Source organism: Bacillus thuringiensis, assembly GCF_001455345.1.
In the GTDB taxonomy this organism is placed as follows: Bacteria; Bacillota; Bacilli; order Bacillales; family Bacillaceae_G; genus Bacillus_A; species Bacillus_A thuringiensis_N.
The window spans coordinates 3,750,351-3,763,028 of sequence record NZ_CP013274.1 but is presented as its reverse complement, the minus strand read 5'-3'; the positions used below and the strand labels follow the sequence as shown (position 1 = coordinate 3,763,028).

Here is a 12,678-nt window from a genome sequence, read left to right as displayed (position 1 = left end):
TTTTTTAAGGTATAAACACCTTTATAAAAGGTATAAATACATATTTTAGGAGGATGAAAAGTATGGCAATCACTGCACAAATGGTAAAAGAATTACGTGAAAAAACTGGCGCAGGTATGATGGACTGCAAAAAAGCTTTAACAGAAACTAATGGCGACATGGAGAAGGCAATTGACTTCTTACGTGAAAAGGGTATTGCGAAAGCTGCTAAAAAAGCAGACCGCATCGCTGCTGAAGGTTTAACTTTCATCGAAACAAACGGTAACGACGGTTTAATCTTAGAATTAAACTCTGAAACTGATTTCGTTGCGAAAAACGAAGGTTTCCAAACATTAATTAAAGAATTAGCTGCTCACTTATTAACTAACAAACCAGCTAACGTTGAAGAAGCTATGGCTCAAACAATGGAAAACGGTAAAAAAGTTGAAGAGCACATCAACGAAGCAATCGCTAAGATTGGTGAAAAACTTACACTTCGTCGTTTCGAAATCGTATCAAAAACTGATGCAGATGCATTCGGTGCTTACCTACACATGGGTGGACGCATTGGTGTACTAACAGTTCTTGAAGGTTCTACTGATGAAGCAGCTGCTAAAGATGTTGCAATGCACATCGCTGCAGTTAACCCTAAATACATTGACCGCGATGCTGTAACAGCTGAAGAAGTTGAGCATGAGCGTCAAGTATTAACACAACAAGCATTAAACGAAGGCAAGCCTGAAAAAATCGTTGCAAAAATGGTTGAAGGCCGTCTTGGCAAATTCTTCGAAGAGATTTGCTTACTTGACCAAGCATTCGTTAAAAACCCTGATATGAAAGTTCGTCAGTTCGTTGAGTCTAAAGGCGGAACATTAAAAGGATTCGTTCGCTACGCTGTTGGTGAAGGTATCGAAAAACGCGAAGACAACTTTGCTGAAGAAGTAATGAACCAAGTAAAAGGTAGTAACTAATACAGATTAGGGAACACATTGTGTTCCCTTTTTTAAAATAAAGATGTAAGCAATTGGAGGTTCATTATGAGTAAACCGAAATATAATCGTGTCGTTTTAAAGCTGAGTGGAGAAGCTTTAGCTGGCGAGCAAGGATTTGGAATTAACCCAGCTGTTATTAAATCAGTTGCGGAACAAGTGAAAGAAATTGCAGAACTTGATGTAGAGGTTGCTGTTGTTGTTGGTGGCGGAAACATTTGGCGTGGAAAAATCGGAAGTGAAATGGGAATGGATCGCGCTGGAGCAGATTACATGGGTATGTTAGCGACAGTTATGAACTCATTAGCTCTTCAAGATAGCCTAGAGAACATTGGAATTCAAACTCGTGTTCAAACTTCAATCGAAATGCGTCAGGTAGCAGAGCCTTACATTCGTCGTAAAGCAGTTCGTCATCTAGAGAAAAAACGTGTTGTGATCTTTGCAGCAGGTACAGGTAACCCATATTTCTCTACAGATACAACAGCAGCACTACGTGCAGCGGAAATCGAAGCAGACGTTATCTTAATGGCGAAAAACAATGTAGATGGTGTATATAATGCTGATCCATCTCTTGACCCAACAGCTACGAAATACGAAACACTTACTTACTTAGATGTATTAAAAGAAGGTTTAGGTGTAATGGATTCAACAGCTTCTTCTTTATGTATGGATAACGACATTCCATTAATTGTATTCTCAGTTATGGAAAAAGGTAATATTAAACGTGCCGTTTTAGGCGAAAATATTGGAACAGTTGTAAGGGGGAAATAAATATGGGACAACAAGTATTGAAGTCTTCAAATGAAAAAATGGAAAAAGCAGTTGCTGCTTACTCTCGTGAATTAGCAACAGTTCGTGCAGGTCGTGCAAGTTCGTCTGTATTAGATAAGGTACAAGTTGATTACTATGGTGCACCAACACCTGTTGTGCAATTAGCGAACATTACAGTTCCAGAAGCACGTTTACTTGTAATTCAACCTTATGATAAAACTTCTATCGGTGATATTGAAAAAGCAATCTTAAAAGCAGATTTAGGCTTAAATCCTTCTAATGATGGAACTGTAATTCGTATTGCATTCCCTGCATTAACAGAAGAGCGTCGTCGTGATCTTGTAAAAGTTGTGAAAAAATATGCTGAAGAAGCAAAAGTTGCTGTTCGTAACGTACGTCGTGACGGTAATGATGATCTTAAGAAGCTTGAAAAAGCTGGCGATATTACAGAAGATGATTTAAGAGGATATACTGAAGATATCCAAAAAGAAACAGATAAATATATTGCAAAAGTTGACGAAATCGCAAAAAACAAAGAAAAAGAAATCATGGAAGTGTAATAGCGATACCTTCGCAAATATGACCCTCTTCTTAAGGGGGTCTTTTTACACTTTTAGGCATATGTCTGCTTGCTGGAGGGTATGAATGATGTTTAAAAACTTTCCTTTTTTTAAAAGTAAAAAGGTCGCATCGTTTGATCATCTCGTTGAAGAAGTGAAAAAAGGATACATCCCAGAACATATTGCCATTATTATGGATGGTAATGGAAGATGGGCAAAGAGGAGAGCGATGCCTCGTATTGCGGGACATCATGAAGGCATGCAAGTTGTAAAGAAAATCACAAAATTTGCAAGCAAACTTAATGTGAAAGTATTAACTCTTTATGCTTTTTCAACTGAGAACTGGAAAAGACCGAAAAAGGAAGTTGACTATTTAATGAGGCTTCCAGAAGAATTTCTAGGTACATTTTTACCAGAATTGATTGAAGAGAACGTACAAGTCCGAGTAATAGGGCAACAAGATCGTCTTCCTACGCATACACGCAGAGCGATGGAGAAGGCCATGGAAGACACGAAAGAGAATACGGGATTAATTCTTAATTTCGCGTTAAACTATGGAAGTCGAGATGAAATCGTTTCTGCTGTGCAACATATGATGAAAGATAGTGAGGAAGGAAAGGTTCGTATTGAAGATGTAAGTGAAGAAATGCTTTCTTCCTACTTAATGACGAGCTCGTTACCTGATCCTGAGTTGTTAATCCGTACAAGTGGAGAGTTACGTATTAGTAATTTCATGTTATGGCAAATTGCATATTCGGAATTTTGGTTTACAGATGTGTATTGGCCAGACTTTACGGAAGAACATTTGCTAAATGCGATCACAGACTTTCAACATAGAGGGCGCAGATTCGGAGGCGTGTAGAAAGAGAGGGTTTGGTAGTGAAACAGAGAATTATTACTGGAGTGGTTGCTGCCGCGCTATTCATTCCCATCGTAATTTACGGTGGCGTGCCTTTTACGGTTTTAGTGTATGCACTGGCTTCTATAGGTTTATATGAATTAATTCGTATGAATAAGCTTACGCTTATTTCAGTACCAACAGTTTTAGCTGCAGTATTATTATGGGTTATTTTAATTCCAAGTAGTGCATCAGAACTGTTTACTTGGATTGGATTAGGTAAATTAGAAATCACATTTGTGATTGTTTTATTACTTTTATCATATACAGTCCTTTCTAAGAATACATTTACTTTTGACAATGCTTCATTTTTACTAATGGCAACGACATATGTTGCAATGGGATTCCTATATTTGAATGAAACGAGAATATTAGGAATTAAATATGTGTTTTGTGCATTATTTGTTATATGGGCTACTGATTCAGGCGCATATTTCATAGGAAAAGCATTAGGAAAAAGAAAATTATGGCCAGAAATTAGTCCAAATAAAACGATTGAAGGCTCATTAGGCGGCATCGTTTGTGGAATTGTTGTGGCACTTGTTTACAATATTTTCTTCCCAGTTGAGGCTAATGTAGGAATTTTAATTGTGTTGACAATTATCATTTCTATTTTTGGACAAATTGGTGATTTAGTACAATCCGCATTTAAACGTCATTATGGTGTAAAAGATTCAGGTACAATTTTACCTGGACATGGTGGTATATTAGATCGAACAGATAGTTGGTTATTCGTTTTACCAATTCTCTACTTCTTATTACAATACAATTAATAAATGAACGAGGGGTTGGAGTCATGAAAAACATTAGTTTATTAGGTGCAAGCGGATCAATTGGTACACAAACTTTAGATGTATTACGCTCGCACCCAGACCAATTCCGTCTCGTTGCTTTTTCTGTAGGGAAAAATATTGACTACGCAGTAAAGGTCATTCAAGAATTTTCTCCGCAAATTGTCTCTGTGCAAAGAGAGGAAGATGTTTTAAAATTACAAGCTGTCTCTGGTAATACCAAAATTGTATATGGTAGTGAAGGACTTTTAGAAGTAGCATTACATCCAGATGCGGAGATAGTAGTAAATGCTGTTGTAGGTAGCGTAGGGTTGTTACCAACACTTCGTGCAATTGAGGCGAAAAAAACAATTGGAATTGCAAACAAAGAAACGTTAGTAACTGCAGGGCATCTTGTAATGGAAGCAGCGCGAAAACATAATGTTTCGTTACTTCCAGTAGACAGTGAACATTCAGCTATTTTTCAATGCTTGAATGGTGAAAATGAAAAAAGAATTTCTCGACTAATTATAACGGCTTCTGGTGGAAGTTTCCGTGATAAAACGAGAGATGAATTGCATCATGTGACCGTAGAAGATGCGCTTCGACATCCAAACTGGTCAATGGGTTCGAAAATTACAATTGATTCTGCTACAATGATGAATAAGGGGCTAGAAGTAATTGAAGCACATTGGCTTTTTGGCATCCCTTATGAGCAAATCGATGTTGTTTTACATAAAGAAAGTATTATTCATTCTATGGTTGAATTTGAAGATCGTAGTGTGATGGCACAGCTTGGCTCACCTGATATGCGAGTACCAATTCAATACGCTCTTACATATCCTGATCGATTACCTCTTTCAGACACAAAGCAGTTAAATTTATGGGAAATGGGTACATTGCATTTTGAGAAAATGAACCAAGAACGTTTCCGTTGCTTGCGCTTTGCGTATGAAGCTGGAAAAACAGGTGGAAGTATGCCAGCTGTAATGAATGCAGCGAATGAAGTAGCTGTTGAAGCTTTTTTACAAAAGAGAATTGGTTTCTTAACAGTGGAAGACCTCATTGAAAAAGCAATGAACCATCACAATGTCATTGCACGTCCGAGCTTAGAGGAAATTCTGGAAATTGATGCAACCACAAGACGGTTTGTGATGGAACAAATTTAGCAAAGGTGGTATGGAATTGAATACAGCGATTGCCTTTATATTAATTTTCGGTGCACTCGTATTTTTCCATGAGCTAGGGCATCTATATTTCGCAAAAAGAGCAGGTATTTTATGCCGTGAGTTTGCGATTGGTTTTGGTCCGAAAATATTCTCATTTGAAAAGAATGAAACGGTGTATACGATTCGATTACTGCCCCTTGGTGGCTATGTAAGAATGGCTGGCGAGGATGCAGATACAGTTGAGTTAAAGCCTGGGAAAAAGGTTGGCCTTGTATTAAACGAAAAAGACGAAGTTGTAAAATTAGTTTTTGATGGATATGAAAAGTATCCAAATGTTCGCGTTATTGAAGTCGAACAAGCTGATTTAGAGCATAACTTAACAATTTCGGGTTATGAAGAGTACGAGGAAGAGTTGCAAACATTTCGAGTGAATGAGAAGGCTCGTATCATTACTGCCGGTGAAGAAATTCAAATTGCTCCGTATAATAGGCAGTTTGGCTCTAAGAAATTAGGTCAACGTGCTTTAACGATCTTTGCGGGACCTGCAATGAACTTCATTTTAGCATTTGTTATTTTTGTGATTCTTGGATTTGTACAAGGGGTTCCTATTGACAAGCCAATGGTCGGAAAAGTAATGGAGAATAGTGCAGCAGAGCAAGCTGGATTAAAAGAAAATGATACAATTCAAGCTATTGATGGGAAAAACACAAGCACATGGAAAGATGTTGTTACCATTGTACGTGAAAATCCGAATAAAGAAATTACGTTACAAGTAAAGCGTGATAGCGAACAGTTTAATGTGAAAGTAACGCCAACGCTTGATAAAGAAGGTAAAGAAGAAATTGGTAGAATTGGTGTTTACACTCCAGTAGAGAAAACAGTAATGGGTTCTATTAAATCAGGTTTTGAACAAACATACTATTGGACGAAACTAATTTTTGAGTCTCTTGTGAAATTAGTAACTGGTCAATTCTCTATTAATGAGTTGTCAGGTCCAGTAGGGATTTATAATCTAACAGATCAAGTTGTAGATTATGGATTTACGCGTGTATTAAGTTTAGCGGCAGTATTAAGTATTAACCTTGGTTTATTTAATTTATTACCAGTTCCAGCTTTAGATGGTGGACGTTTGTTCTTCTTCTTAATTGAAGCATTGCGCGGGAAACCAATTGACCGTCAAAAAGAAGGAATGGTTCATTTTATTGGTTTTGCATTATTAATGTTACTTATGTTAGTTGTAACTTGGAATGACATTCGTAAGTTTTTCTTGTAAAATAAAGTGAAACTTATAATGAAATAGAGCTCGTAGAATAAAATCCCTCACCTAACTCGAGGTGAGGGGTTTTACTGCGTGTAAGAGTAAAATGAAGAGGTGCGAATAATGAAACAAAGTATGGTATTCAGTCCTACATTACGTGAAGTTCCAGCTGATGCGGAAATTAAGAGTCATCAGTTATTACTTCGCGCAGGTTTTATGCGTCAAAATGCTTCTGGTATTTATAGTTTTCTACCATTTGGATTAAAAGTACTACACAAAGTAGAACGAATCGTTCGAGAAGAAATGGAACGCGCAGGCGCGGTAGAATTATTAATGCCAGCAATGCAAGCTGCAGAATTATGGCAAGAGTCAGGTCGTTGGTATTCTTACGGATCTGAATTAATGCGTATGAAAGATCGTAACGCTCGTGAATTCGCATTAGGAGCGACACATGAGGAAGTAATTACGGATCTTGTGCGTGATGAAGTGAAATCATATAAAAAATTGCCGTTAACATTATACCAAATTCAAACAAAATTCCGTGATGAGCAAAGACCTCGTTTCGGTTTATTACGTGGAAGAGAGTTTCTAATGAAAGATGCATACTCTTTCCATGCTACACAAGAGAGCTTAGATGAAGTATACGATCGTTTATACAAAGCATACTCTAACATTTTTGCTCGTTGTGGTTTGAATTTCCGTGCGGTTATTGCTGATTCTGGAGCAATGGGCGGGAAAGATACACATGAATTTATGGTATTATCTGATGTAGGTGAAGATACAATTGCGTACTCTGATACATCTGATTATGCAGCGAACATCGAAATGGCTCCTGTTGTAGCTACGTATACGAAGAGTGACGAAGAAGAGAAAGCACTTGAAAAAGTAGCAACGCCAGACCAAAAAGCAATTGAAGAAGTATCTACATTATTAAACATTGCAGCTGACAAGTGCATTAAGTCTATGGTATTTAAAGTAGATGAGAAATTAGTAGTTGTACTTGTTCGTGGTGATCACGAAGTAAACGATGTGAAAGTGAAAAATGTATACGGCGCTTCAGTTGTTGAGCTTGCTTCTCATGAAGAAGTAAAAGAATTATTAAATTGTGAAGTTGGTTCATTAGGACCGATTGGTGTAACTGGTGATATCGAAATTATTGCTGATCACGCTGTAGCATCAATTGTTAACGGATGTTCAGGAGCGAACGAAGAAGGATTCCATTATGTAAATGTAAATCCAGAACGTGACTTTAAAGTAAGTCAATATACAGATTTACGCTTCATTCAAGAAGGAGACCAATCTCCAGACGGAAACGGAACAATTCTTTTCGCACGCGGAATTGAAGTTGGTCATGTATTCAAATTAGGAACTCGTTATAGTGAAGCAATGAATGCAACATTCCTGGATGAAAATGGAAAAACACAACCACTTATTATGGGTTGTTACGGCATTGGTGTATCTCGTACAGTGGCAGCAATTGCAGAGCAGTTTAATGATGAGAACGGTTTAGTTTGGCCGAAAGCTGTAGCACCGTTCCATGTGCATGTAATTCCAGTAAATATGAAATCTGATGCACAACGTGAAATGGGTGAAAACATCTATAACTCATTACAAGAGCAAGGATATGAAGTATTACTAGATGATCGTGCAGAACGTGCAGGTGTTAAATTTGCAGATGCAGATTTATTCGGCCTTCCAGTTCGCGTTACAGTTGGTAAAAAAGCAGACGAAGGTATTGTAGAAGTGAAAGTACGCGCTACAGGCGAGTCTGAAGAAGTAAAAGTAGAAGAACTTCAAACATATATTGCAAATATTTTAAAATAAGAAGAGGTACCTCGTAACGGGGTACCTTCTCTTTCTTTGTAAACGTATTTTGTAAAAGAAGAAGGGAGAAATCTTTCTTTGTAGTACGTTTCAATTTATAATAGCAAATGGAAGGAGAGTGCTTATGTCTTTAACAAATGAACAACAAGAGCGATTTCAAATTTTGCTCCAGCAGTTGCAAATACCAGACGACCTTATAAATCAATATTTACAAGGCGGTGGTATTGAAAGGCTCGTTATCGATAAAGCGAATAAAAGTTGGCATTTTGATTTACAAGTGCCACGTATTTTGCCTACAGAATTATATGAATTGCTAGAAACAAAGCTTAAGCAATCATTTTCTCATATTGCAAGCACAACATTTGCATTAGAAACAGAGAATAAACAATTTACAGAAGAAGAAGTGAGGGCGTATTGGCCGCTTTGTACGGAACGAATTACAGTTTCACCTATGTTTGCTTACTTAAAGAAACAGCTTCCACAGGTGAATGGAGTGAAGTTGCTAATAAATGTGAATAATGATCTAGAATCTACTGCTTTAAAGAAAAATGTTGCGAAACCAGTAGGGGATCAATACGAAGCTTTTGGATTCCCACGTTTCCAGTTAGACACACATATACAGCAAAATACAGAAGAAATGCAAAAGTTTCGTGAGCAAACGCAGCAAGAAGACCGTGAGCGTGTTATACAAGCTATGGAAGAAATGGCGAAGAAGCAAGCTGAAGAAAGTAGCGTTGTGCATGAAGGGCCGATCACACTCGGATATCTTATTAAGCCAGATGAAGAGATTACACCGATGCGAGAAATTCAAGATGAAGAAAGAAGAAAAACGGTTCAAGGATATGTCTTCCATGTGGAAACAAAAGAGCTTCGTAGTGGACGTACGTTATTAACTTTAAAAATAACGGATTATACAGATTCTATTATGATCAAAATGTTCTCACGTGATAAAGAAGATATTCCAATGCTACAATCCTTGAAAAAGGGAATGTGGGTGAAGGCTCGTGGTTCTGTCCAAAATGATACATTCGTTCGAGATTTAGTAATGATTGCAAATGATATTAATGAAATAACAGGACCGTCTCGTAAAGATAAAGCGCCAGAAGGTGAAAAACGAGTAGAACTTCATCTTCATACTCCGATGAGCCAAATGGATGCTGTTACTCCTGTTTCTAGACTTGTTGCCCAAGCAGGTAAATGGGGGCATGAGGCTATTGCGGTTACTGACCATGCTGTGGCTCAGTCGTTCCCGGAAGCATATTCTGCGGGTAAAAAGGCTGGAGTTAAAGTTATATACGGTGTAGAAGCGAATTTAGTTAATGACGGTGTACCAATAGCGTATAACGAAGCGCATCGTTTACTTGCAGAGGAAACGTATGTTGTTTTCGACGTTGAGACGACAGGTTTATCAGCTGTATACGATACAGTCATTGAGTTGGCTGCCGTAAAAGTAAAGGGTGGCGAAATCATTGATCGCTTTGAATCTTTCGCAAATCCACATCAACCATTATCAGCGACGATTATTGAATTAACGGGTATTACAGATGATATGTTAACGGATGCACCAGAAGTAGACGAAGTGTTTAAAAAGTTTGAAGAATGGATGGGCGATCATACACTTGTTGCTCATAACGCAAGTTTCGATATGGGCTTCATTAACGTAGGTTTTAAAAAAGCGGGGTTAGAAAAAACGAATAACCCAGTTATTGATACGTTAGAACTTGCGCGATTCTTATTCCCGGAAATGAAAAATCATCGATTAAATACGATGTGTAAAAAGCTTGATATTGAATTAACTCAGCATCACCGTGCGATTTATGATACAGAAGCAACGGGATACTTACTAGTGAAAATGTTAAAAGATGTGATTGAAAAAGGATTTGAATACCATGATCAATTAAACGATAGCATGGGACAAGGAGATGCGTACAAGCGCGGACGTCCAAGTCATATGACATTACTTGCTACATCAGATGTTGGATTGAAAAATTTATATAAACTTGTTTCATATTCTCACCTGAATTACTTTTACCGTGTACCACGTGTACCGAGATCCCTATTAAAAAAATATCGTGAAGGAATTTTAGTAGGAACGGCTTGTGATAAAGGTGAAGTGTTTGAGGCGATGATGCAAAAAGCTCCTGAAGAGGTAGAAGAAATTGCACAGTTCTATGATTACATTGAAGTAATGCCTCCGGAGGTGTTGCGTCATTTAGTAGAGCGTGAACTTGTTCGAGATGAGGGGCAATTAAAAACAATTATTTCTAACTTAGTAAAACTAGGTGAGACGTTAGATAAACCGGTTGTCGCTACAGGGAACGTGCATTACTTAGATCCAGAAGATGCAATGTATCGTAAAATTTTAGTTAGTTCACAGGGCGGAGCAAATCCGTTAAACCGACATTCATTACCGCCTGTACATTTTCGTACAACAGATGAAATGCTAGAGTGTTTCTCATTTTTAGGTGAAGATACAGCGAAAGAAATTGTTGTAACGAATACGCAAAAGGTTGCGTCATTAATTGGCGATGTTCATCCAGTAAAAGATGATTTATATACACCGAAAATTGAAGGTGCGGATGATGAAACGCGTGATATGAGTTATAAAATGGCCCGTAGCATTTATGGTGAAGAGTTACCTGAAATTGTAGAAGCGCGTTTAGAAAAAGAATTGAAAAGTATTATTGGGCATGGATTTGCCGTAATTTATTTAATTTCACATAAGCTTGTGAAAAAATCGTTAGTAGACGGATATCTAGTAGGTTCGCGTGGATCGGTAGGTTCATCATTCGTTGCAACGATGATGGAAATTACAGAAGTAAATCCATTACCACCACATTATGTATGTCCGAATTGTAAGCAATCCGAGTTCTTTAATGACGGTTCGGTAGGTTCTGGCTTCGACTTACCAGACAAAGAATGCCCGACATGTAATATTCCGTATGTGAAAGATGGACATGATATTCCGTTCGAAACGTTCCTTGGATTTAAAGGAGATAAGGTACCCGATATCGATTTGAACTTCTCCGGGGAATACCAACCACGTGCCCATAACTATACGAAAGTACTGTTCGGTGAAGATTATGTATATCGTGCAGGGACGATTGGTACAGTTGCGGAAAAAACTGCTTATGGATATGTAAAAGGTTATGCAAATGATCATAATTTAACGATTCGAAATGCAGAGATTGACCGCTTAGTAGCAGGGTGTACCGGTGTAAAACGTACAACTGGACAGCATCCAGGTGGTATTATCGTTGTGCCAGATTACATGGATATCTTTGATTTCTCACCAATACAGTTTCCAGCAGATTCAATAGGAGCTGAGTGGAGAACGACACACTTTGATTTCCACTCGATCCATGATAATTTATTGAAACTTGATATACTAGGACACGATGATCCGACTGTTATTCGTATGTTACAAGATTTAAGTGGTATTGATCCGAAAACAATCCCAACGGACGACCCAGAAGTAATGAAAATTTTCTCTGGACCAGAATCGTTAGGGGTAACGGAAGAACAAATTAACTGTAAAACAGGTACACTTGGCATACCCGAGTTTGGTACGAAATTCGTAAGGCAGATGTTAGAAGAGACGAAACCTACGACATTCTCAGAGTTAGTCCAAATTTCTGGATTATCACATGGTACGGACGTATGGCTTGGTAATGCAAACGAGTTAATTTATAACGGTACATGTACGCTGAGTGAAGTTATCGGTTGTCGTGATGACATCATGGTTTATTTAATCTATCAAGGTTTAGATCCATCATTAGCCTTCAAAATCATGGAGTCGGTACGTAAAGGTAAAGGTGTACCAGAAGAATGGGAAGAGGACATGAAAAGTAATAACGTCCCAGGTTGGTATATTGATTCATGTAAGAAAATCAAGTACATGTTCCCTAAAGCCCATGCGGCTGCTTACGTACTTATGGCCGTACGTATCGCATACTTTAAAGTGCATTTCGCGCTTCTGTTCTATGCGGCATACTTTACAGTTCGTGCAGATGACTTTGACGTGGAGGCAATGGCGAAAGGTTCAGCATCTATACGTGTAAGAATTGATGAAATTGCGCAAAAAGGTTTGGATGCAGCGCCGAAAGAGAAGAGTTTATTAACTGTACTAGAAATGACACTTGAAATGTGTGAGCGTGGATACTCATTCCAAAAGGTTGATTTGTATCGCTCGCATGCAACAGACTTTATTATTGATGGAGACTCATTAATACCGCCATTTAATGCCGTACCTGGTCTTGGTACAAACGCAGCTTTAAGTATTGTGGAGGCGCGCAAAAATGGAGACTTCTTATCAAAAGAAGACTTGCAGCAGCGCAGTAAGGTTTCGAAAACAATTATTGAGTATTTAGATAGTCAAGGTTGTTTAGGAGATTTGCCGGATCAAAACCAGTTATCACTGTTCTAATAGGTAGGAAAAGTCTTTGCAAATCAATATTTGC

9 protein-coding genes are annotated in these 12,678 nt (G+C 38.0%); all 9 read left to right on the top strand.

Annotated elements, in window-relative coordinates; genetic code table 11:
• Positions 1 to 62 precede the first annotated feature (62 nt).
• The 9 genes from tsf (at position 63) to ATN06_RS19410 (ending at position 12,644) form a co-directional block, all read left to right on the top strand.
• Positions 63 to 950 carry a translation elongation factor Ts gene (tsf, locus tag ATN06_RS19450; RefSeq protein ID WP_060631984.1) on the top strand — a complete coding sequence of 296 codons (888 nt, stop codon included), beginning with the start codon at positions 63 to 65 and terminating at the stop codon, positions 948 to 950.
• 66 nt (positions 951 to 1,016) lie between these two features.
• Positions 1,017 to 1,739 (top strand): UMP kinase, encoded by a 723-nt coding sequence (gene pyrH / locus ATN06_RS19445; RefSeq protein ID WP_060631983.1) that lies wholly within the window; start codon positions 1,017 to 1,019, stop codon positions 1,737 to 1,739.
• Positions 1,740 to 1,741: 2 nt separating this feature from the next.
• On the top strand, positions 1,742 to 2,299 hold the full coding sequence (gene frr, locus ATN06_RS19440) for a ribosome recycling factor (RefSeq protein WP_000531504.1): 558 nt from the start codon (positions 1,742 to 1,744) through the stop codon (positions 2,297 to 2,299).
• Positions 2,300 to 2,384: 85 nt separating this feature from the next.
• Complete coding sequence (gene uppS / locus ATN06_RS19435; RefSeq protein ID WP_060631982.1) at positions 2,385 to 3,161, top strand: undecaprenyl pyrophosphate synthase; 777 nt, start codon at positions 2,385 to 2,387, stop codon at positions 3,159 to 3,161.
• 17 nt (positions 3,162 to 3,178) lie between these two features.
• A complete protein-coding gene (cdsA, locus tag ATN06_RS19430; RefSeq protein ID WP_060631981.1) occupies positions 3,179 to 3,970 on the top strand; it encodes a phosphatidate cytidylyltransferase in 792 nt (263 codons plus the stop codon).
• 23 nt (positions 3,971 to 3,993) lie between these two features.
• Positions 3,994 to 5,136, top strand: coding sequence for a 1-deoxy-D-xylulose-5-phosphate reductoisomerase (gene dxr / locus ATN06_RS19425; RefSeq protein WP_000790363.1), 1,143 nt, complete (start codon positions 3,994 to 3,996; stop codon positions 5,134 to 5,136).
• A gap of 16 nt (positions 5,137 to 5,152) precedes the next feature.
• Positions 5,153 to 6,409, top strand: a complete 1,257-nt coding sequence (rseP, locus tag ATN06_RS19420; RefSeq protein WP_060631980.1) for an RIP metalloprotease RseP — start codon at positions 5,153 to 5,155, stop codon at positions 6,407 to 6,409.
• A gap of 108 nt (positions 6,410 to 6,517) precedes the next feature.
• The gene (locus tag ATN06_RS19415; protein WP_060631979.1) at positions 6,518 to 8,218 is read left to right on the top strand and encodes a proline--tRNA ligase; all 1,701 of its coding nucleotides are present in this window, start codon (positions 6,518 to 6,520) and stop codon (positions 8,216 to 8,218) included.
• Positions 8,219 to 8,342: 124 nt separating this feature from the next.
• Positions 8,343 to 12,644 carry a PolC-type DNA polymerase III gene (locus ATN06_RS19410; RefSeq protein ID WP_060631978.1) on the top strand — a complete coding sequence of 1,434 codons (4,302 nt, stop codon included), beginning with the start codon at positions 8,343 to 8,345 and terminating at the stop codon, positions 12,642 to 12,644.
• Positions 12,645 to 12,678: the final 34 nt, after the last annotated feature.

What these genes read in the sequence shown, in the direction of transcription:
- frr (WP_000531504.1), top strand. Translation starts at nt 1,742, where the DNA reads ATGGGACAACAAGTATTGAAGTCTTCAAATGAAAAAATGGAAAAAGCA.
- dxr (WP_000790363.1), top strand. Translation starts at nt 3,994, where the DNA reads ATGAAAAACATTAGTTTATTAGGTGCAAGCGGATCAATTGGTACACAA.
- uppS (WP_060631982.1), top strand. Translation starts at nt 2,385, where the DNA reads ATGATGTTTAAAAACTTTCCTTTTTTTAAAAGTAAAAAGGTCGCATCG.
- ATN06_RS19415 (WP_060631979.1), top strand. Translation starts at nt 6,518, where the DNA reads ATGAAACAAAGTATGGTATTCAGTCCTACATTACGTGAAGTTCCAGCT.
- pyrH (WP_060631983.1), top strand. Translation starts at nt 1,017, where the DNA reads ATGAGTAAACCGAAATATAATCGTGTCGTTTTAAAGCTGAGTGGAGAA.
- ATN06_RS19410 (WP_060631978.1), top strand. Translation starts at nt 8,343, where the DNA reads ATGTCTTTAACAAATGAACAACAAGAGCGATTTCAAATTTTGCTCCAG.
- tsf (WP_060631984.1), top strand. Translation starts at nt 63, where the DNA reads ATGGCAATCACTGCACAAATGGTAAAAGAATTACGTGAAAAAACTGGC.